Raw genomic sequence first — 19663 nt, forward strand, 5'->3', positions numbered from 1 at the left:
ACGAGGAAGGAGATAACTCCCCCAGCTCCCGGTTGCCACCGGCGTACGGGCGGCTTAGAGGAAGGGCACAGGAGAAATTTCCAAATGTCGGTGAACATCCAGCTCGAGTGGACGCCCAACCCCAGCACGTTGAAGTACGTGGTGGACCGGCGGCTCGTGTCGTCCGGTGCGGTGAACATCACGAGCAAGCAGGCGGCGGAGGAGAAGTCGCCGCTGGCGGTCAAGCTCATGGGCATCAAGGGTGTGATGGCGGTGATGGTGGGCAGCAACTTCGTCACCGTCACCAAGGGCGACGAGGGCGAGTGGGACGAGCTGAACGACGCGGTGATGGCCACGCTGGACGAGCACCTGACGGCGGGGCTGCCGTCGGTGAACGAGGAGGCGCTGGCGGCGGCGCGCACGGCGGTGGGGGCGGGCGGCTCGGTGGAGGCGCGCATCCAGGACATCCTGGACGCGGAGATCCGCCCGGCGGTGGCGCAGGACGGCGGCGACATCACCCTGGACCGCTTCGAGGAGGGCATCGTCTACCTGCACATGAAGGGCTCGTGCGCGGGCTGCCCCTCTTCCACGGCGACCTTGAAGATGGGAATCGAGACGCGTCTGCGTGAGCTCGTCCCCGAGGTCACCGAGGTGGTGTCCGTCTGAGGCGGCAGGTCAAAGGCAAGCAGGTCCGGCGGGAGTTGTTGCCGGACCAGTCGAAGGAGCTGCTGCGCGAGCTGCACCTGCTCACGCGTGAGGGCAACCTCAACGCGGACGCGCTGCGCAAGCTCAAGCAGGTCAACCACCTGGTGGGCCTGGTGCGGCCGGCCATGGAGGACGTGCAGTCGCGGCATGGCGCGCCCGTGGTGGTGGACGCGGGCAGCGGCAACGCGTACCTGGGCTTCATCCTCTACGAGCTGTTCCTCAAGGACGCCGAGGCGGGCACGCTGCTGAACGTGGAGGGGCGGCCGGAGCTGACGCAGCGGGCGAAGGAGCGGGCCGGGCGGCTGGGCTTCGGGCGGATGGAGTTCCAGACGGCGCACCTGGACGAGGCGCAGTGGCCCGAGCGCATCCACGTGCTCATGGCGCTGCACGCGTGCGACACGGCGACGGACGACGCGTTGGCGGTGGCCATCCAGAAGGGCGCGGACCATGTGGCGGTGGTTCCGTGCTGCCAGGCCGAGGTGGCCCAGCAGCTCAAGGAGGCCCGGCAGTCGGTGGACCCGACGCTGGCGCTGCTCTACCAGCACGCGTGGCACCGGCGGGAGTTCGGCAGCCACCTCACCAACGTCATTCGCGCGCTGACGCTGGAGGCCTTCGGCTACCAGGTGACGGTGACGGAGCTGACGGGCTGGGAGCACTCGCTGAAGAACGAGCTGATTCTCGGCCGGCGGGTGCACCGGGAGAACCGGCAGGCGCGCGCGAAGCTGGAGGCGCTGCTGGGCTCCTTCGGGGTGCGGCCCAAGCTGGCGCGGGTGCTGGGCGTGGAGCCCGCGCCGCGGACGCTTCCTCCTTCCTCCTGAGCGTGACGGGCCCCGGGCCCGAGGCTCCCGGCGTGTCCACGCGCCGGGCCCGGGTGCGTGACCCGGGGTGACGTTCGCGGTAGGGTGGGGCACTGGACCTCCGCCGTCAGCCAGGAGCCCCTCATGGAATACGTGTTGGCGATGTTGATGCTGGGCGTGCTGCTGGGCGCCGCGGCGTGGGTGCTGCTGCGGCTCGGCCGCTGGTTGCGGGACTACCATCAGGCCTTCCACCTGCTGGGCGAGCGCGGAGAGCCCCAGCGGGCGGAGGCCCTCTTCCGGAGGGCGGCCCGGGGGCTGTATGGCACCCACCGGACGGCGGCGCTGGCGGGCGTGGGGCTCTGCCGCATGCTCCGGAGCGGGTACGTGGAGGCCGCGGCGGTGCTGGAGCCGCTCATGGTGCGGCGGCTGCCTCGCTCGATGCGGCTGGACGAGATCGTCCTGCCCGGTCACCTCGCGTTGTGTCTGGCCATGATGGGGGAGACCTCACGGGCCCGGCACTGGCTCGGCGAGGCCCATGGGCGCTTCGGTGGGCGGGTCACCTTCCTGGTGCTGCCCGAGGTGATCATCCTCTGCCGCGAAGGGCACCTGGGCGCGGCGTTGAAGATGATGGAGGACTGCTGGCCGGTGCTGATGGAGGACGGGCGCGTGTGCTCCCGGCTCCGGCTGTTCCGGGCGTACGCGCAGTGGAAGGTGGACCCCGAGCGCAATACCGACTTCATCTACATGACGCTGCTGTCGCTCGCGCCGATTCCCGAGGAGGAGATGGCGTTCTGCCAGGAGCATTGGCCGGTGCTCGCGGACTTCATGCGGATGGGCAATGACCTCGTGGCCCGCCAGGAGGAGCAGCGGGCCCGGAGGGCGGCGGAGTGGGAAGCCCGGTACGCGCAGCGGGAGCACGAGCGGGCCTCCGGCGCCCGGGAGCCAGCGAAGCCGGACGACGACGGCTCTTCCGGGTGAAGCGAACGCCCGCGCCTGCCCGTCCTCCGGCTTTGGCCTGGTGCCCGGCTACCCGTACGACTCCCGTTTGATCCGCTTGTCCTCGAGGCCGAGCGTGTGGAGGTGGCCGAGCACCGCCTCCATGAAGCGCGGTGTGGCGGGGGTGCGAGTCTCCAGGGCCTTGCGCCGGTCCCATGGGGTGATGGCCGGACCGCACACGTAGACGAGGCACGTGGCCTTGTCCGGGAGGAGCTCCTCCAGCAGGGCCTCGCCCACGCGGCCCTTGCGCACGGTGGCGCCGAAGCGCGACTCGTCCGTTTCCCGGGTGAGGGTGTGCACCACGCGCAGCCTGCCCGGGTGCGCGCGCTCGAGCGCCTCGAAGGCCTCGCGGTAGAGGATGTCGCCCCACGTCTTGTTGGAGCAGATGACGGTGTGGCGTGGCTTGAGACCCCGGTGCAGGGCGTCCTTGATGATGGAGAAGTTGGGCACCGCGCCGGAGCCGGCGACGATGTGGACGAGGTGGTCCGTGCGCTCCTCCACGTCGTCCGGCAGCACGTAGGGCCCCATGAAGCCCAGCACCTTCATGCGCGAGCCGGTGAGCGGCGCGTGGACGAGGTAGGGCGAGAGCAGGGGCGGGTAGCGGGTGAAGCCGGGGATGTAGTCCTCGTCCTTCACGGTGATGGCCACCAGGGGCTCGTGCGGCGCGGAGGCGAGCGAGTACGAGCGCGCGGGCTCCTTGCGGCCCTTGTGCTCCTGGAGGTAGGCGGAGAAGCGGCCCAGCGCGGGGAACTGGTGCGGGTCCAGGTTGATGAACTGGCCGGCCTTGTACTCGGGACGCTCCGGGCCGAAGTCCAGGGAGAGGGTGGCGGTGTCGTGCGTCTCCAGGCGCACCTCGCTCACCGTTACCTCGTACTCCTTGGGACGATTCCGGGCGGTCGTCACGGCTGCGCTCATGGCCTGCTTCCTACCAGCCCGGTGGACGTTCCTTCGAGGAAAGCATTGCGGCCGGGCGTCAGCCGCGGACAATGCCGCTTCAGGTGACGAACGTCCAACAGAGGGAGCACGTCTTCGTCCCGGCGCTGCCGGGGCTGGAGCCCGCCGTCCACACCGAGGCCGAGGCCCTGGGCTTCTCGTCCCGTCCGGTGGACGGAGGCGTGGAGCTCACGGGCGCGCCGGGGCTGCACCAGGAGGCCAACCTGCGGCTGCGCACGGCGAGCCGGGTGTGGCTGCGCCTGGGGCGCTTCGCCGCGGCGGACGCCAACGCCCTCGCCAAGGGCCTGGCGGGGTTGCCCCTGGGCGCGGTGTGGGACGGGCGGACGGCGCCGAGGCTCTCGGTGGTGCTGCACCGCGCGCGCTTCAAGGGGCCGGACGCGGTGCTGGCCGCCGCGGCACGGGCCTGGGGGCTGCCCTCGGTGGAGCGCGCGGGCCCGCTGGACGAGGAGTCCTCGGAGGGCCTCACCCTGCTGGTCCGCGTGGAGGGCGACACGTGCACGGTGAGCGTGGACACCAGCGGCGAGCCGATGCACCGGCGCGGGTACCGGCAGGAGGTGAGCCGGGCGCCCCTGCGCGAGACGCTCGCGGCGGGCATCCTGGTGCTGGCCGGGTATGACGGGGTGGAGCCGCTGGTGGACCCGATGTGTGGCTCGGGCACCTTCCTCATCGAGGGAGCGTGGATGTCCCAGCGGCGGGCGCCGGGGCTCCAGCGGACGTTCGCCTTCGAGCGCTTCCCCGGCTTCGACGCGGCGGATTGGGGCGCGCGCAAGGCGAGGGCGGAGGCGGAGGCCCTGGCCTCACCGCGCTCGGCGCTGAGGGGCTACGACATCAACGCGGGCTCGCTGGGCACGGCGCGGCGCAACGCGCGGCGGGCCGGGGTGACGCTCACGCTGGAGCGCCAGGACGTGCGCACGCTGGCGGCACCGGCGGGGCTCGGACCCGGGTTGGTGGTGGTGAATCCTCCCTACGGCAAGCGGGTGGGGGAGGCGGAGGACCTGCCGGGGTTGTACCGGGCGATGGGGGCCACCTTCCGGCGGGCCTTCGCGGGCTGGCGTGCCGCGGTGCTGCTCCCGGAGGACCCGGGCCTCCTCCGCGCGCTGGGCCTGCCCGAGGGGCGCAATCTCCCGGTGCGCAACGGCGGCCTGCGCTGCCGCCTGCTGGTGTGCACCCTTCCCTGAAGGCCGGGCCGCGCCCTCACTCGATGCCGAGCGTTTCGAACCAGGTCCTGCCCCTGGGCTCGTAGGCGCTCCTCCTCCAGCACCCGAGTACCTGCCTCCAGTTCTGGGTGTAGACGAGGAGGTCCAGGGGGGTGGCGCTGGCGATGGCCTGTTTCACCTCGCGGTCGAGCCGCTCCTCCCTGACGGGGTCCATGCGCCCGCCCTCGAAGTCGAAGAGGGGCTGGAGTACCTCGTAGGTGCCAGGCGAGAGCAGGTGGACGGTGAACAGCCTGTCATCCAGGCCGTGGGGGTTGTGCCGCTCCTCCAGGAGCGAGAAATACAACCGGGCCCCTGGCGGCTCCAGCCAGCAGAACCCCTCGGTGGGTCCGTCGTACCAGCCCACCACCAGGGAGTCCCGGACGTGCCACGCCTCGGGCGGAGTCGCCAGCAACCGTGCCTCGCGCTCCTCAGCCATGCTTGTGTCCAGCGGGCGTGGGTGGAAGGGGCTTCGGCTCCAGGTGGAGCGGCAGCCGAAGCTCGAAGCGCGCGCCGCCTCCGTGCCGCTGGCTCACCGACACCGTGCCCCCATGGGCGAGCACCACCCGCCGCACCACGGCCAGGCCCAGTCCCGTGCCCGTGGTGCGCGTGGTGAAGAAGGGCTCGAAGATGCGATGGACATCCCCCGAGGCGACGCCGGGGCCGTGGTCCTCCACGATGAGGCAGACGCCCTCCGGCACGCCCCCCACCGCCACGCGCACCAGCCCTCCCGTGGGCGAGGCCTGCACCGCGTTGCGCAACAGGTTCTCCATCGCCAGCTGCAGCAGCGTCTCGTCCGCCTGAATCACGGGCAGGCCGGGCGTCTCGTCCATCGTCACCTTCACGGTGCCCAGCTGGCGCCGCTCGTGGAAGAGTTCCAGCGTGCGCCGGGCCAGTTCACCCAGGTTGAGCGGGCGCGGCCGGGGCTCCAGCGGACGCACCACGTCCAACAGGTCGCGCACCATCGCGTCCAGCCGCGTGGCCTCCTCCTCCAGCATCTCCACCGCGCTCGTGCCCACGGGGCCCAGCTTGTCCCGCTTGAGCACCGCCACCGCGTTGAGGATGGAGCCCAGCGGGTTGCGCACCTCGTGGGCCACCACGCCCGCGGCCTCGCCGAGCACCGTCAGCCGCTCCTGCGCCACCAGCTCCGACTGCAGCCGCGACAGCTCGGCCAGCCGCAGGGCGGCCAGCCGGTGGTGGCGCACGTTCTCCAGCGCTCCGCCCACCTGCCGCGCGAACAACTCCAGCGTGGCCGCGCTCGTGGGCGTCAGCGTCGTGCCCTGGACGGACAACACCCCGTAGGGTTGCCCCTCCACGAAGATGGGGGCGTCCAGGGCCCGGACGACGGGGTGGGCACGCCGCATCTGCGCCAGCAGCTCCGAGGGATGGAAGTTCTCCAGGGCCCGCAGGAAATCCTGGTGGAAGGCCGCCTTGCGCCGGGTGAGCACCTCCTCGAGGTGGGGCATGCTGGAGCGGGGAAAGCGCACTTCCTGAATGGGTTTCCCATAGAGCAGCTCGCCAGCGGCCACCTGGGCGGGGTCCTGCCGCATGGGCCCATGGACGAGCACTTCCCCCTCGAGCAACAGCACCGTCACGAAGAAGCCCTGCTGGTGGATGGCCTCCACGGCCGTCTCCAGCACCGTCTGCTCGTCGCGGCAGCGCACCATCTCACCGGCCGTCTGCACGAGTGCCTCGGTGAGCCGCCGCGTGCTGGCCTCGCCCTCGGCGTCCGTCAGCATCAGCAGCAGCTCCCCGGGTTTGGGCCCCTCGCCCCGGCGCATGCACCAGGTCCGCTCCTGGCCTCCCGCCTCGCGGATGCGGACCCACACCGTGTCGGGGAATCCCTGCCCGCTCGCTAGGTTCGCGTGCATGGGCTCCAACCACGACTGATCCCCAGGCGCGTAGTGGGCCAGCAGCTTCAGAAGCTCCGTGGCCCGCACCTCCTCCAGGCCGATGCCCAGCAACCTCAGCAGCGCCGGGTTGGCGTAGACCACGTGGTTGTCGCGTACCACCAGGATCGGAGCGGGGAGCCCCTCGAGCGGCCGGTACTCCGCCATGTCGGACACTTCAGTTCCTCCCGGATGCAATCACTTCCGCCGTGCTCCGTAGACCCAAGCGTAGGGCATGACGGGGGAATTGCACATGCGCTTCGCCAACGTGACGAATCCGGACGAGCTGGAACTGAAGGCCGTGGTGGTGGTGGCGGCCGGCTACCTGATGCTGGCCGCCATCTTCCTCAGCGGCTTGTTGTAGTCGCCCCGGCGCGGCCACCGCTGCGGAGGAACTCGTCGAGGAACGAGCGCTCCTCCGCACGGAGATCCGCCAGGCCGAGGCCGTAGCCGCGCGGCTGCTTGCCGTCGTCCAGGGTGTACTCCCAGATGACGGAGCTGCGCAGTTTGATCTGCTTCTGCTGCTGCTCGAAGTGGAGCACCAGGTCCACGCGCGTGCCCAGCCGCAGCGGCGTGGCGGTGGGGATGAAGAGGCCGCCAGCCTGGAGGTTGATGATGCGGTGGTCGGTGAAGATGCCCAGGGTGCGCGGGGTCACCTTGACGTCCACCTGGAGCCGGTCGTTGCGCGTCTGCTGCAGCCCGACGAACTCCTCCGCCGAGTAGGTGTAGACCGGGGCCTGCTGCTGGACGGCGCGCATCCCGGCGTGGGGCGTGCCCGTCCGGGCGCCAGGGGCCGCGCGGGGAGCCTGGGCTTCCGCCTCGCGCATGCGGCTGGAGAGCAGCTCGAAGACCTCGGCGTGCACCTTGCGCAGCTCGGGATGGGTGTCCGGGCTCTGGTGCTCCGGCGAGTAGCGCTTCGCCAGCCGGAAGAAGGCGCCGCGCAGCTCCTCCACCGGCGCGTCCGGCTTCACGCCGAAGAGCTGGTGGGCCGGCATCCCCTGCATCTGCCGCAGCTGCTGGCGTATCCGCTCGGCCTGCTGCTGCTCGGCGGCCGGGTTGGCCTGGAGCGCGCTCAGCAGATCCTTCACCTCGTTGAACTGCTCGATGGGCTCCCACGAGGAGCCGTCGCGCGAGGCGCGGGTGACGGCCCTGAGCCGCCCCGAGCCGATCAGCTCACGCAGCGACTGGAGCGTCAGGGGCCCCAGCACGCGACCGATGGAATCTCCGATCCAATAATTCGTCGACACGCGGTCTCCTCGTGAGGGGCTCAGTGCGCCAGGGCCTTCCGGACGGCGAGGGCGATCTCCAACGGATGGAAGGGCTTGCCCACGAAGCCCACGGCCCCGGCGGACATCGCCTGCTCCACCACGGGCTCGGCATCCATGCTGCTGATGATGAGCACCCGCGTGTCGGGAGATGACTCCTTGATGGCGGCCAGCACCTCCAGCCCGCTGCGCCGGGGCATGAAGAGATCCAGCAGCATCACCGAGGGATGCTCGCGCGCCGCCACCTCGAGCCCCTCCTGACCATCGGAGGCCTCGAGCAGCCGCACATCCAGGCCACTCTCGTGGATGGCGTCTTTCAGGAGGTGACGGACGAAACGATCGTCATCGACCAGCAGGAGCGTCGGGGTGGTCATGCGCGTGAATGGTAAAGCATATCCCAGACGAATGCCCGCACAACCTGAAACGCCGTGCATCGCTGAACGCAGCGTGAAAGAGGATGGACGGGAAGTCGACGCATGCGTCCCGCGCCGCCTGCTTTTCGAGTAAGTGAGAGCGCATGTCCACCGACAAGGCCCTGGCCCATTTCGACGCGCAGAAGAACAGCTATCTCGAAGATTTGAAGCAGTTGATCCGCATTCCCAGTGTGTCTTTCGATGGGTTCGATCCCGCCCATGTGCGCGCGAGCGCGGAAGCGACAGCGAGACTGTTGAAGTCGCGTGGTTTCGAAAATGTGCAGCTTTTGGAGATACAAGGCGCACATCCGTATGTGTATGGCGAGATTTTGAAGGCCCCTGGCAAACCCACGTTGCTGCTGTATGCCCACCATGACGTACAGCCAGCGGGAGACGAGGCGGCGTGGAAGAGCCCGCCGTTCGAGCCGCAGGAGCGGGAGGGCCGGCTGTACGGCCGGGGCTCGGCGGACGACAAGGCGGGCATCGTGGTGCACACCTCCGCGGTGGACGCGTGGCTGAAGGGGGCGGGAAGTCTGCCGCTCAACGTGAAGGTCGTCATCGAGGGCGAGGAAGAGGTGGGCAGCGAACACCTCGGGACGTTCCTGCAGAAGCACAAGGCGCTGCTGAAGGCGGATGCCATCGTGCTGACGGACACGTCGAACTTCGAGACGGGGTTGCCCTCCATCACCACGGCGCTGCGTGGACTGGTGACGGTGGACGTGGAGGTGCGCGCGCTGCGGCAGGCGGTGCACTCGGGCATGTGGGGCGGGCCGGTGCCGGATCCGGTGATGGCGCTGTGCCGGATGCTGGCGACGTTGACGAATCCGGACGGGAGCATCGCCGTCGAGGGCATCTACGACCGGGTGCGTCCGCTGAGCGAGGCCGAGCGCCAGAGCATCCAGGCGCTGCCGGGTGACGCGGAGTACTTCAAGAAGCAGGCGGGCCTGGTGCCGGAGGCGCAACTGCTGGGCGGACGCCACCCGTGGGAGATGAACTGGCGGCAGCCGGCGTTGGCCATCAACGCCATCCAGGCCAGCAGCCGCAAGGACGCGCGCAACATCATCTGCGACGTGGCGTGGGCGCGCGTGGGCATCCGCGTCGTGCCGGACATGGACGCTCAGGACGTACAGCGGCGGCTGGTGGAGCACCTGGAGAAGGTAGTGCCCTGGGGCCTGGAGCTTCACATCAAGCAGGACCCGCCGGCGGGCCCGTGGTTCACGGACATCTCGCACCCGGCCTTCCAGGCGGCGTTCCGCGCGCTGCGCAAGGGCTACGGGGCGGAGCCGGTGGCCATTGGATGCGGTGCGTCGATTCCCTTCGTGGAGCCGTTCGCCAAGGAGCTGGGCGGCGTGCCGGCGCTGCTCATCGGCGTGGAGGACCCGTACACGAACGCACACTCGGAGAACGAGAGCCTGCACCTGGGCGACTACGAGAAGGCGGTGCGCAGCGCCATCCACCTCTACGAGGAGCTGGCGAAGGACCTGAAGTAGTTCCTCCCTCTCCCTTTGGGAGAGGGCCGGGGTGAGGGTCCAGGCCGCCTGATTGAATACCCGGGAACCCGTCCCGTCCGAGAGTATGAGTCGTCCACCACCGGAAACCGCTATGTCCTCGCCCCTCCGTACCCTGTCGTGTGCCCTGCTCGCCGGGGCGTTGCTCGTGTCCGCCTCCGCCGAGGCTCGCTTCGGCAAGAGCTCGACGTCCTCGGACGAGGCGTCGGACTCGCGGACCCATGATGCCTCCGCCGTGGGCTCCAGCGGCCCCGTGCACGATGCCTCCCCCGTGACGGAGGACTCGGGCTCCGGTGGCGACGTGCATGATGCCTCTCCGGTGGAGCCGTATCCGCCGCCGCAGGAGTACGAGTCCTCCTATACCTATGTGTCGCCCAGGCGTTCGCGCGCCTCCTGGCACGAGAACGAATTCGCATCCCGCCAGCACAGGAACTTCACCCTGGGCCTCGAGGCCCAGGTCATGCGTGAGGGCGCGGGGGTGGGCCTCCATCTGGGCCTGGAGGGGGAGCAGTTCGGAGCCTTCGTGCGGGCGAGCGCGCTCTCCCTGCGAGCGGAGGATGGGAGCGGCGTGACGGAAGACGTCTCCGTGACGGGGCTGCACCTGTCCATGGCCGTGTTGAAGGGGCGGGTGGGACGGGTACGGTTGGAGGGCGGTGTGTCCATCGCGAAGGCGGCGGATGTCACCTTCATCGGCCCCAGCGTGGGGCTCTCGTCCGAGCTGTACCTGGTGAGCTCGCTGGCCCTGGAGGCCCGGGTGCAACTCACTCCCTGGCCCTATCGCCAGTTCGACGCGGCGGGAGGTCTGGCGTGGTACTTCGGTGACTCGCGCCTGTTGGCCCTGCGCGGTGGTATGCGCATGCTGGTGCTGAATGACGCGGGCCATGTGGATGGCGTCGTCCACCAGGACGTGCTGCCCGGCCCGTACCTCTCGTTCGGCCTGGCCATCTGAGGGCGCGACGTCACCACGAATTCACCTGCGAGCCACTCGGGCTTCTCATGGAGGGTGAAGAGTAGGCTCCCATGAACGTCGCGTCCTTCTTGAATGCCCCTCGCACCGAGGCTCCCTCGCCGAGCACCCTGGCGCTGCTGCGTGTCGAGGCCAGCGTGCTCACCCAGGCGCTTATCGCCTCCGCCATCGAGAGCGTGCTCGCCTTCCGCTTCATGCGCGGCCTGCTGCTCGATGGCGGGTTCTCCGATCCCCGGAAGTAGGGCCCGAGGGTGGGCCCTGGTGACACGGGCCCTCTTCCCGGGGCAACCCGGGGTTCAGCTACCCTCACCCTTTCCCTCTCCCGAGGGGAGAGGGGTGGGGGGCGCCGGTGGGACACCCTTGCCCGCGTAGGCCACCACCTTCACCTCGGACGTGTCGTCCAGCGCGAGCCCGTCCCCCTTCGCCTCCGTGTTCGTCACCGAGATGACGTCCCCGCGGTGGAGCTTGAAGAAGCGCTCGTTCTTCTCCGTGCGGTGCTTCTCCTGCATCGCCAGCCCCATGCGCCCCTCGGGTCCGCAGCCGATGAAGCGCTGCCGTCCCTTGCCCTCGAGCGACTCGGACACGATGCGGAACAGCCGCTCCGGCCTCGGCTCCGGCCAGCCCTCGCCCTTGGGCGCCAGCATCAGGTAGCTCATCTTCAGCGACTCCTTGTGGAGCCCCGCCGCCCGGGCGATCTCCTCCACCACCTTGGGCATGGGCCAGTCGCGCTCCGCGTGGCACCAGTCGCTCTCCTTCACCAGCGCCGGGCACGCCCCCCGGTACATGCACGGCGCGCGGATGGCGTAGCCCTTCTCCACCATCTCGTCCCGCACCTTCAGCAGCAGCCGGGACGTCTCGCGCAGCGCCGGCTCCAGCACCAGCAGGCTCCCGCCCGGCTTCACCTGTGCCAGCACCTGCTCCAGGAGCGCCGCGCGCGGTTTCACCGCCTCGTCCCCCGAGCCGTACAGCTCGTTGAGCACATGGCCCATGGTGATGAGGTCGTACTTGCCCTCGGGCGGAGCCGCCTTGCGCGTGGGGTCCCACTCCCGGGTGGCCAGTGCCTCGCCCGCCTCCGCGGCAAGCGCCCGGGCGAGCGTCAGCGCCGGCTTGCTCCGGTCCGCGGCCGTCACCTCGGCGGCTCCCGCGTCCAGGGCGGCGAAGGCCATGGGGCCCGGTCCGCTTCCGAGGTCCAACACCGTCCGGGGCCGGTTGGGAAGCTCCCCGAGGGCCTCACGGGCCTGGGCGTAGGAGACGGGCCAGTAGAAGAGCAGGTAGGCGCCCAGGAGCTTCGGGTCGTCCATGTACTTCGCGCCGGCCAGCTTCCGGTCGCGCGTCAGCCCCAGGGAGAGCTGCTTCACCCCGGCGCCCACCTCCTTCACCTCCTGGGGCGTCAGGCGCGTCTCGGGGCCGTCCCCACGCTTCCGGGCCTCGCGCCAGACGGCGATGAGCCGCGGTATCCACCGCTCCAGGTCCTTGCCGTAAGCGCCACTCATCCAACCCTGCCTTCCAACGAGGGGTCGCCTCTGAAGGGCAACCGCGTTAAACCCCGTCCCAAATGATTTCCGTCCGAGACCTGCGCAAGCACTACCAGGTCCACAAGCGCCCGCCTGGCCTCAAGGCCGCCCTCCGCTCCGTCATCCACCGGACCTATACGTCCGTGAAGGCGGTGGATGGCATCTCCTTCGAGATAAAGCCCGGCGAGCGCGTGGGCTTCCTCGGTCCCAACGGGGCGGGGAAGACCACCACCCTCAAGGTGCTCTCCGGGCTGCTCCACCCGTCGAGCGGTGAAGTGCGGGTGGATGGTCATGTTCCCCGCCATCGCGAGGATGCGTTCCTCAAGAAGATCATGCTGGTGATGGGGCAGAAGCAGCAGCTCCTGTGGGACCTGCCGCCCGCCGAGACGTTCGAGCTCAATCGAGCCATCTACGACGTCCCCCGCGCCCAATACAAGCAGACGCTGGACGAGCTGGTGACGTTGTTGGAGCTGGAGGAGCTCATCGGCAAGCCGGCGAGGCAGCTGTCGCTGGGCGAGCGGATGAAGTGCGAGCTGGCGGCGGCGCTCATCCACCGGCCCAAGGTGCTCTTCCTGGACGAGCCCACCATCGGCCTGGACGTGTCCATGCAGGCCATCATGCGGACCTTCATCAAGTCCTACAACGAGCGCAACGGGGCCACGCTCATCCTCACCAGCCACTACATGGACGACGTGGCGGCGCTGTGCCCGCGCGTCATCGTCATCGACAAGGGCCTGCTGTCGTACGACGGCGGCCTGGACGCGCTGGTGCAGCGGGTGCGGCCAGAGAAGCGGGTGGTGCTGCGCCTCAACCAGGCGGTGGGGGCGGACAGCCTGGCGCCGCTGGGCAAGGTGGTGACGCACGACAACGTCACCGCGGTGCTGCAGGTGCCGCAGGACGCCGTCAACGCCACCGTGAGCCGGGCCCTCTCCAGCCTGCCGGTGCAGGACCTGACGGTGGAGAACGCGCCGCTGGAGGAGGTCATGAGCGAGCTGTTCGCCGAGAGCAAGGCGCGCCGGGAGAAGGTGGGGCCATGAGCGCGCGGAGCACACTGCGGGCGCTGCCCACGCTGCTGCGCATCGGCGTCTCCGAGGCGGTGGCCTACCGGGCGGAGATGTTCGTCTGGGTGCTGTCCACCACCATGCCGCTCATCATGCTGGCGTTGTGGACGGCGGTGGCGCGGGAGGCGCCGGTGGGCCCGTACGGCTCGCAGGACTTCGTGCGCTACTTCCTGGCGGCCTTCGTGGTGCGGCAGCTGACGGGGGCGTGGGCGGCGTGGATGATCAACTACGAGGTCCGCCAGGGCACGCTGGCCATGCGCCTGTTGCGGCCCATCTCGCCGCTGTGGAGCTACGCGGCGGAGAACATTGGCGCCATGCCCATGCGGCTGTTCGTGGTGGTGCCGGTGGCCATCTTCGCCGTGTCCACGGTGGGGTGGAAGTCGGTGCCCGGGACGGCGTGGGGCTGGGCCTTCTTCCTGGTGTCGCTCTTCGGCGGGTGGCTCATCACCTTCCTGGTGAACGTGGCCATCGGCACGCTGAGCCTCTACATGGAGAGCAGCACCAAGCTGATGGACGTGTGGCTGGCGCTCTTCTTCGTGTGCTCGGGCTACCTCTACCCGGTGGACCTGTTCCCGCCCCTGTGGCGGACCATTATCGACTGGCTGCCCTTCCGCTATCAGATCGGTCTGCCGGTGGAGTTGATGACGAACGCGCACGGCTTCGGGGATGCGCTGGCGCTCCTGGGACGTCAGTGGCTGTGGGTGGGGTTGATGCTGGTCATCAGCCTGGGACTCTGGAACCGGGGCCTGAAGCGCTTCGCGGCCTTTGGAGGGTGAGGGAGATGCTGCGGCGCTACCTGCGTCTGCTCGGAGTGCAGCTGCGGGCCTCGAGCCTGCTGGCGATGCAATACCGGGGCGACTTCGTCATCGAGGGCATCATCTCCCTCTTCTGGACGGCCACCGCGCTGGCACCGCTGTTCGTCGTCTACCGCGAGCGGCAGTCCATCGCCGGGTGGAGCTTCGGCGAGGCGTTGCTGGTCATCGGGTGGTTCACCCTGCTGCAGGGGATTCTGGAGGGGGCCATCAATCCGAGCCTCACCGGCGTGGTGGAGCACATCCGCAAGGGGACGTTGGACTTCGTGTTGCTCAAGCCTGCGGACGCGCAGTTCCTGGTGTCCACCGCGCGCTTCCTGCCGTGGCGTTCCATCAACGTGCTGGCGGGCCTGGGGCTGTTCGTCTACGGCTTCCACCTGATTGGCCGTGCTCCCTCACTCCTGGGCGTGCTGGCGTCGCTGGTGCTGCTGGGCACGAGCGTGCTGCTGCTCTACTCGCTGTGGATATTGACGGTGGCCGCGGCCTTCTACGTGGTGAAGGTGGACAACCTCACGTACTTCTTCACGTCCATCTTCGACGCGGCGCGCTGGCCGGCGTCGGTGTTCCGTGGGGTGCTGGCCTTCGTCTTCACCTTCGTGATTCCGCTGGCGGTGATGACGACCTTCCCGGCGGAGGCGATGCTGGGACGGCTGCCGTGGACGTCGCTGGTCTGGGCGGTGGTGGGCTCCATCCTCTTCGCCTTCCTGTCGAGGCGGGTGTGGCTGCACTCGATTGGCCGCTACACTTCCGCGAGCAGTTGAGCGTCACCCCACCTGACTTCTTGCCTACTTCCCCTCTCCCCTCGGGAGAGGGACGGGGTGAGGGTGCCCGTCACGCGGGTTGAATCCCGAAGCACGGCCCGACGTGACTTGCGAAGTCACATGGGATGGCTATCATCTCCGAGGTAAGGTGTAGGCGTCCGGGTCCGGCGGCCCGGTACCTGCACGAGGGGCCACTCCAATGCCATCCCGAGCCGACGACCAGCCGCCTTCCGCCGAACGATTCCATTCGAGACCCCCTTGGTCCGCCGCCCGAGGGGGGCTTAGGTTCCCTCAGAGCAGTCAACTGGCCGAGGCCCTCGCCGAGCTGGCGCGGCTGCGCGGCGGCCCGGGCTGACACCAGCCCTCCGGGCGGGGCTCTTCCGTGAAGCCGCCTGTTGCGTGGCGTGGGGGGCAGACTTCCTCCGCTACACTGGGCCCTGGTGAATGAAGTCCCGCTGGGAGCCCCATCATGACGAGCAGGTGTGGCCGGTACGTGGTCGCGGCGGGACTCCTCTTCATGGCCGTGCTGCTGGCCAGTCCGGTGCAAGCGAGGACTCCTGCCTCCGAGGCACTCGAGGATGAAGCGCTCTGCGATCTCCTCGAGCTCCGCTCCCTGGTCATGTCGGCGTCCGCTCCGATCCGGATCCAGGACGGCGACCAGGTCCACCTGAACGAATCCGACTTCCGGCCTCTGCCCTGCAAGGATGGCTCGCGGCCACAGGTGCCAGGGCCTGGATGGGTCTCCGGGTGCCACTTCGCCTACCGGATGGAGCTGTCCGGGTCCGCGTACGCGTTCGTGGCGCTGGGGGTATCCGCCCGCTCCCAGGGCCTCGAGTTCCGCGTGGGCAAGCGGGAAGGGGTGGAGGGGCGGGACTGCCAGCAGGTGTGGCGCCGCCGCGACCCCGTGTGGCGTTGGCGCGAGGTGGAGCAGGAGGTGGACTGCTGCATGCGCCAGGACCTGGATGCCGAGCCCCGGTGCCGGGCAGCGATACGGGTCCTCGCCCAGGCGTACGCGGCGGGACTGGCGCGCGAGGACTTCAACCAGTGCCCCGCCGCGCAGGACCTCCACTCGCGTGCCCGGCAATCCCCCGCGCAGAAGCTGTGTGGCCCGAGCTCCACCCGGAACGAGCGTGTGGCGCTCGCGCGCGGGCTTGCCCAGAAGGGCATGCTCATGCGGGCCCTGGCCGCGGACGGATGTTCGCCCGAGGCCTTCCGCCTCGGCCTTCCCTTGTTGGAGCGGGGACTTGCCCGGCAATGCCGGACCGGAGAGTGCCTCACGGCCCTGGAGCGGGCCTCCCAGGTGGACGCGGCGGCGACGCGCCGTCTCGCCGGGCGGGAGGCGCGGGTGTTGCTGCCGCTGCTGGAGGCGCGGGTCCGCGAGACGCGGGAGCCGGAGGCGCTGATGCCGCTGCTGTCCGGGCTGCTGGGGCTCGACACGGACGCCACACGCTGGTTGGCGTTGCTGCTGACGGGCACGGTGTCTACCGATGCACGGCTCGGGACCTCGTTGCCGTGGGCTCCCGAGAGCCCGTTGCTGGTGTCTCTGCTGGAGTCGGTGCGGAGCGGAAGCCACTCGCCCTCCGCGAGCGTGGCGGAGGTGCTGCTCGAGCGGCTGGGGAGGGCCCGTGCCTCACCGCAAGCATTCGCCGAGGGGATGGCCGCCGTGCCATGTGTCTTCTTCTCCCAGGCGGGAGACGTGCCGGTGGAGGCTCCGGGGCGGCTCGCGGCGGTGGCGGCGCAGGCGGACCGGTGCTGGGATTCGGTGCAGGCCTTCGAGGAACAGCTCACACGGATGGAGCCGTCCCAACTCGTCCAGGAGCTGTCGCGGGCCCCTTGTCGTGCGCTGGAGCCGGTGGGGCCGCGGCTGGGGTGGGAGGATGCCGAGCGTGCGGCGGTTCTCTTTCCGTGGCTGGCGAAGCAGTGTCCCCATGTGGTGCGCTCCCTGCTGGCCATCTCGACGAAGATGCCGCTCAGGCCCCACCTGGTCCGGCTCGCGTTCGTGCCCGGGACGCTGGAGGCGTTTGGCGGGAAGATGGGGGCGCTTGGAGGGAAGCGCGTGGTGCTCCAGAGCTTGTTCTCACACAGCCGTGACGAGCTCAGGGCTGCCGGTGCCGACGTGAGCCGGGAATTGGCGAAGGGCGTGGCCAGCGAGCCCCCGGACGTCGTCTTCTTCTCTAATGCGTGGCGCCTGCCACTCCCCCATGCGGAGCTGCGGGAGATCTTCCAGGGTCCGCTGCGCTCTCCCTCCGCCTCCATTCGCGCCGCGGCGGCCGGAGCCATGGCGAACGCTGGGGCCTCGGACATCCCGGAGGAGGCGGCACGGGCGTGCCTCGGGGAGATGCGTGAGTACGTCGCGTGCCATGCGCCCGGCCTGGCGGCGGCGGGGCCAATTCCGAATCCCGGCGCTCCGCTGCCGGAGCGGAAGCAATGGTGCTCGCGCTTCCGTGCGAAGCCCCGGGACTGTTCGGACAGGGTCTGCGGGTACGTGAGCCTCCTGGATGAGCGGGCACGCAAGGTGCTGAGCGCCGCGACGGGCGAGGAGAGCCCCGATGTGCGGACCGTGGAGCGGCTCTTCCAGGATTGTGTGCTGATGATATGGATGGAGAAGCGGTGAGCGGCGAAGCCCGGCGCTCCGCTCACTCGGGGACGATGGCCTCGGCCTCGATCTCCACGAGCATCACCGGATCGATGAGCCGTTGCACCTCCACCATGCTGGTGGCGGGGCGGATGGTGCCGAAGAACTCGCCATGGGCCCGGCCCACGTCTCCCCAGAGGGCGATATCCGTCACGTACATGCGGGTGCGGACCACGTGCTCCATCCGGCCACCCAGGGCCTCGATGGCCGTCTGGATGTTGGTCAGCGCCTGCACGGTCTGGGCGTAGATGTCTCCCTCGCCCACCACGTGGCCCGAGGCGTCCGTGGCGGTGGTGCCGGAAACGGAGATGAACGGGCCCATGCGGACGGCCCGGCAGTAGCCCACACGTGGTTCCCAGGCGGTACCAGTCGAGTAGGTGGTGCGCTGCATGGGGCTCCTTGGGAAAGGGGTGGAGGAAGCCCCCACCCTAGCGCTCTCCGAGCGGGAGTGGACACATACCCGGGGTCCAGGCGGGGGCCCGCTGGCCCGTCCGCTTTCCGGCGGAACGGCTCCCTACATTGAAGCCCGCGAAAAAACGCACGCCCCGTGATAGTTCCCTTCCCGATATGGCACCCGAGCTCGACCAGGAAGTCGCCCGTCGGCGAACCTTCGCGATCATCTCCCACCCCGACGCCGGTAAGACGACCCTTACCGAGAAGCTGCTGCTCTACGGCGGCGCCATCCACCTGGCCGGCAGCGTGAAGGCCCGCCGTGCGAGCCGCCACGCCACGAGCGACTGGATGGAGCTGGAGAAGGAGCGCGGAATCTCCGTCACCTCCTCGGTGCTCCAGTTCCCCTACCGTGGCCACGCGGTGAACCTGCTGGACACCCCGGGCCACCAGGACTTCTCCGAGGACACCTACCGCACCCTGGCGGCGGCCGACTCGGCCGTCATGCTCATCGACGCGGCCAAGGGCGTCGAGCCGCAGACCAAGAAGCTCTTCAAGGTCTGCCGCATGCGCGGCATCCCCATCTTCACCTTCGTCAACAAGCTCGACCGCTGGGGCCGCGCGCCGCTGGAGCTCATGGACGAGCTGGAGCAGGTGCTCGGCATCCGCGCCTACCCGATGAACTGGCCCATTGGCATGGGGCCCGAGTTCCGGGGCGTGTATGACCGGCAGTCCAAGGTGGTGCACGTCTTCGCCGCCGAGGGCCGCCATGGTGAGTCCGAGGTCGCCGAGCGCTCCGTCTCCATCGACTCGCCGGACATCCTCACCGTCCTGAACGAGCGCGAGCTGGCCACGCTCAAGGAGGAGATCGAGCTGCTGGACATCGGCGGCGACGAGTTCACCCGCGAGAAGGTGGAGCAGGGGCAGCTCACGCCGATGTTCTTCGGCAGCGCCATGACGAACTTCGGCGTGCGGCCGTTCCTGGACCACTTCCTGGAGCTGGCGCCGGCGCCCACGTCGCGTCAGACGAAGAACGGGCCGCGCGAGCCCACGCACCCGAAGTTCGCGGGCTTCGTGTTCAAGATTCAAGCGAACATGGACCCGGCGCACCGCGACCGCATCGCGTTCATGCGCGTGGTGTCAGGCCGGTACACGAAGGGGATGAGCGCGTTCCACTCGCGGCTGGGCAAGGAAGTGCGCCTGGCCAAGCCGAGCCAGTTCCTCGCGGCCGAGCGCACGGCCATCGAGGACGCGTGGCCGGGGGACGTGATTGGCCTGTTCGACCCGGGCATGTTCCGCATCGGCGACACGCTGTGCGAGGGCGAGGACCTGCTGTTCGACAGCGTGCCGCGCTTCAGCCCGGAGTACTTCGCGGTGGTGCGCTCGAAGGATCCCTTGCGCCGCAAGCAGATGGAGAAGGGGCTGGAGCAGCTCTCCGAGGAGGGCACGGTGCAGATCTTCCAGCAGCTCGGGATGGGCATGAAGGATCCCATCGTGGGCGTGGTGGGAGCGCTGCAGTTCGAGGTGCTCCAGTACCGGGTGGAGCACGAGTACGGCGCGCGCATCATTCTGGACCGGCTGCCCTTCGGCCACGCGCGGTGGGTGGTGGGGCAGAACTTCGATCCAAAGACGTTCGACTGGGAAGGCAACCGGCAGACGGTGCAGGACCGGGACGGGCTGCCGCTGGTGCTCTTCCGGGACGACTGGGCGCTGCAGCACGCCGAGGAGAAGCACCCGGAGCTGAAGTTCCTCTCCGCGGCGCCGATCCTGCGCCAGCTCTCCCCCACGGGGAGCTGAGCTTCCCCGGCTTCCGGCCCGCGGTGT

The 19663-nt window shown here is 69.5% G+C and carries 19 protein-coding genes; 12 read left to right on the forward strand and 7 right to left on the reverse strand.

Annotated features, from left to right (window positions below):
* Positions 1 to 84 precede the first annotated feature (84 nt).
* From BO221_RS03125 to BO221_RS03135, 3 genes are all read left to right on the forward strand, one after another.
* A complete protein-coding gene (locus BO221_RS03125) occupies positions 85 to 645 on the forward strand; it encodes a NifU family protein (protein ID WP_083680696.1) in 561 nt (186 codons plus the stop codon).
* 38 nt (positions 646 to 683) lie between these two features.
* Positions 684 to 1502 (forward strand): SAM-dependent methyltransferase, encoded by an 819-nt coding sequence (locus BO221_RS03130; protein ID WP_255408428.1) that lies wholly within the window; start codon positions 684 to 686, stop codon positions 1500 to 1502.
* Between the two features lie 123 nt (positions 1503 to 1625).
* The gene (locus BO221_RS03135; RefSeq protein ID WP_073558806.1) at positions 1626 to 2459 is read left to right on the forward strand and encodes a hypothetical protein; all 834 of its coding nucleotides are present in this window, start codon (positions 1626 to 1628) and stop codon (positions 2457 to 2459) included.
* A gap of 48 nt (positions 2460 to 2507) precedes the next feature.
* Here the strand turns inward: BO221_RS03135 and BO221_RS03140 are convergent, their stop codons facing one another.
* Entirely contained in the window at positions 2508 to 3392 is an 885-nt protein-coding gene (locus BO221_RS03140) for an oxidoreductase (protein WP_073558807.1), read from the reverse strand.
* 71 nt (positions 3393 to 3463) lie between these two features.
* Between BO221_RS03140 and BO221_RS03145 the strand changes: the two genes are divergently transcribed.
* Positions 3464 to 4609 carry a class I SAM-dependent RNA methyltransferase gene (locus BO221_RS03145; RefSeq protein WP_073558808.1) on the forward strand — a complete coding sequence of 382 codons (1146 nt, stop codon included), beginning with the start codon at positions 3464 to 3466 and terminating at the stop codon, positions 4607 to 4609.
* A 16-nt stretch (positions 4610 to 4625) separates the two neighbouring features.
* On the opposite strand, the gene BO221_RS03150 is transcribed toward BO221_RS03145, so the two are convergent.
* The 4 genes from BO221_RS03150 to BO221_RS03165 form a co-directional block, all read right to left on the reverse strand.
* Positions 4626 to 5063, reverse strand: a complete 438-nt coding sequence (locus BO221_RS03150) for a hypothetical protein (RefSeq protein WP_073558809.1) — start codon at positions 5061 to 5063, stop codon at positions 4626 to 4628.
* Positions 5056 to 6681, reverse strand: coding sequence for an ATP-binding protein (locus BO221_RS03155; RefSeq protein WP_073559442.1), 1626 nt, complete (start codon positions 6679 to 6681; stop codon positions 5056 to 5058). The genes BO221_RS03150 and BO221_RS03155 overlap by 8 nt, the downstream gene beginning before the upstream one ends.
* Before the next feature lie 179 nt (positions 6682 to 6860).
* Entirely contained in the window at positions 6861 to 7760 is a 900-nt protein-coding gene (locus tag BO221_RS03160) for a TIGR02266 family protein (protein WP_233165604.1), read from the reverse strand.
* Between the two features lie 20 nt (positions 7761 to 7780).
* Positions 7781 to 8152 carry a response regulator gene (locus BO221_RS03165; protein WP_043406008.1) on the reverse strand — a complete coding sequence of 124 codons (372 nt, stop codon included), beginning with the start codon at positions 8150 to 8152 and terminating at the stop codon, positions 7781 to 7783.
* Between the two features lie 143 nt (positions 8153 to 8295).
* Between BO221_RS03165 and BO221_RS03170 the strand changes: the two genes are divergently transcribed.
* From BO221_RS03170 to BO221_RS03180, 3 genes are all read left to right on the forward strand, one after another.
* Positions 8296 to 9681 carry a M20/M25/M40 family metallo-hydrolase gene (locus BO221_RS03170; protein WP_073558810.1) on the forward strand — a complete coding sequence of 462 codons (1386 nt, stop codon included), beginning with the start codon at positions 8296 to 8298 and terminating at the stop codon, positions 9679 to 9681.
* Between the two features lie 112 nt (positions 9682 to 9793).
* Entirely contained in the window at positions 9794 to 10648 is an 855-nt protein-coding gene (locus BO221_RS03175; protein WP_073558811.1) for a hypothetical protein, read from the forward strand.
* A 71-nt stretch (positions 10649 to 10719) separates the two neighbouring features.
* A complete protein-coding gene (locus tag BO221_RS03180) occupies positions 10720 to 10908 on the forward strand; it encodes a hypothetical protein (RefSeq protein ID WP_073558812.1) in 189 nt (62 codons plus the stop codon).
* 54 nt (positions 10909 to 10962) lie between these two features.
* On the opposite strand, the gene BO221_RS03185 is transcribed toward BO221_RS03180, so the two are convergent.
* Positions 10963 to 12159 (reverse strand): small ribosomal subunit Rsm22 family protein, encoded by a 1197-nt coding sequence (locus tag BO221_RS03185; RefSeq protein ID WP_073558813.1) that lies wholly within the window; start codon positions 12157 to 12159, stop codon positions 10963 to 10965.
* A 62-nt stretch (positions 12160 to 12221) separates the two neighbouring features.
* Between BO221_RS03185 and BO221_RS03190 the strand changes: the two genes are divergently transcribed.
* From BO221_RS03190 to BO221_RS03205, 4 genes are all read left to right on the forward strand, one after another.
* Entirely contained in the window at positions 12222 to 13217 is a 996-nt protein-coding gene (locus BO221_RS03190) for an ATP-binding cassette domain-containing protein (protein ID WP_073558814.1), read from the forward strand.
* Complete coding sequence (locus BO221_RS03195; RefSeq protein WP_073558815.1) at positions 13214 to 14017, forward strand: ABC-2 family transporter protein; 804 nt, start codon at positions 13214 to 13216, stop codon at positions 14015 to 14017. The genes BO221_RS03190 and BO221_RS03195 overlap by 4 nt, the downstream gene beginning before the upstream one ends.
* A gap of 5 nt (positions 14018 to 14022) precedes the next feature.
* Positions 14023 to 14814, forward strand: a complete 792-nt coding sequence (locus tag BO221_RS03200) for an ABC transporter permease (RefSeq protein WP_073558816.1) — start codon at positions 14023 to 14025, stop codon at positions 14812 to 14814.
* A gap of 469 nt (positions 14815 to 15283) precedes the next feature.
* The gene (locus BO221_RS03205; protein WP_073558817.1) at positions 15284 to 17428 is read left to right on the forward strand and encodes a hypothetical protein; all 2145 of its coding nucleotides are present in this window, start codon (positions 15284 to 15286) and stop codon (positions 17426 to 17428) included.
* A 22-nt stretch (positions 17429 to 17450) separates the two neighbouring features.
* On the opposite strand, the gene BO221_RS03210 is transcribed toward BO221_RS03205, so the two are convergent.
* Positions 17451 to 17840, reverse strand: a complete 390-nt coding sequence (locus BO221_RS03210) for a RidA family protein (RefSeq protein ID WP_073558818.1) — start codon at positions 17838 to 17840, stop codon at positions 17451 to 17453.
* Positions 17841 to 18016: 176 nt separating this feature from the next.
* Between BO221_RS03210 and BO221_RS03215 the strand changes: the two genes are divergently transcribed.
* Positions 18017 to 19636 carry a peptide chain release factor 3 gene (locus BO221_RS03215; protein WP_073558819.1) on the forward strand — a complete coding sequence of 540 codons (1620 nt, stop codon included), beginning with the start codon at positions 18017 to 18019 and terminating at the stop codon, positions 19634 to 19636.
* The last annotated feature ends 27 nt before the right edge of the window (positions 19637 to 19663 follow it).

Source organism: Archangium sp. Cb G35, assembly GCF_001896145.1.
Lineage (GTDB): Bacteria > Myxococcota > Myxococcia > Myxococcales > Myxococcaceae > Archangium > Archangium violaceum.

Bases quoted from the DNA above. Each gene is read 5' to 3' on its own strand.
- BO221_RS03125 (WP_083680696.1), top strand. From the start codon at position 85: ATGTCGGTGAACATCCAGCTCGAGTGGACGCCCAACCCCAGCACGTTG.
- BO221_RS03135 (WP_073558806.1), top strand. From the start codon at position 1,626: ATGGAATACGTGTTGGCGATGTTGATGCTGGGCGTGCTGCTGGGCGCC.
- BO221_RS03140 (WP_073558807.1), bottom strand. From the start codon at position 3,392: ATGAGCGCAGCCGTGACGACCGCCCGGAATCGTCCCAAGGAGTACGAG.
- BO221_RS03145 (WP_073558808.1), top strand. From the start codon at position 3,464: ATGCCGCTTCAGGTGACGAACGTCCAACAGAGGGAGCACGTCTTCGTC.
- BO221_RS03150 (WP_073558809.1), bottom strand. From the start codon at position 5,063: ATGGCTGAGGAGCGCGAGGCACGGTTGCTGGCGACTCCGCCCGAGGCG.
- BO221_RS03155 (WP_073559442.1), bottom strand. From the start codon at position 6,681: ATGGCGGAGTACCGGCCGCTCGAGGGGCTCCCCGCTCCGATCCTGGTG.
- BO221_RS03165 (WP_043406008.1), bottom strand. From the start codon at position 8,152: ATGACCACCCCGACGCTCCTGCTGGTCGATGACGATCGTTTCGTCCGT.
- BO221_RS03170 (WP_073558810.1), top strand. From the start codon at position 8,296: ATGTCCACCGACAAGGCCCTGGCCCATTTCGACGCGCAGAAGAACAGC.
- BO221_RS03175 (WP_073558811.1), top strand. From the start codon at position 9,794: ATGTCCTCGCCCCTCCGTACCCTGTCGTGTGCCCTGCTCGCCGGGGCG.
- BO221_RS03180 (WP_073558812.1), top strand. From the start codon at position 10,720: ATGAACGTCGCGTCCTTCTTGAATGCCCCTCGCACCGAGGCTCCCTCG.
- BO221_RS03185 (WP_073558813.1), bottom strand. From the start codon at position 12,159: ATGAGTGGCGCTTACGGCAAGGACCTGGAGCGGTGGATACCGCGGCTC.
- BO221_RS03190 (WP_073558814.1), top strand. From the start codon at position 12,222: ATGATTTCCGTCCGAGACCTGCGCAAGCACTACCAGGTCCACAAGCGC.
- BO221_RS03195 (WP_073558815.1), top strand. From the start codon at position 13,214: ATGAGCGCGCGGAGCACACTGCGGGCGCTGCCCACGCTGCTGCGCATC.
- BO221_RS03200 (WP_073558816.1), top strand. From the start codon at position 14,023: ATGCTGCGGCGCTACCTGCGTCTGCTCGGAGTGCAGCTGCGGGCCTCG.
- BO221_RS03205 (WP_073558817.1), top strand. From the start codon at position 15,284: ATGACGAGCAGGTGTGGCCGGTACGTGGTCGCGGCGGGACTCCTCTTC.
- BO221_RS03210 (WP_073558818.1), bottom strand. From the start codon at position 17,840: ATGCAGCGCACCACCTACTCGACTGGTACCGCCTGGGAACCACGTGTG.
- BO221_RS03215 (WP_073558819.1), top strand. From the start codon at position 18,017: ATGGCACCCGAGCTCGACCAGGAAGTCGCCCGTCGGCGAACCTTCGCG.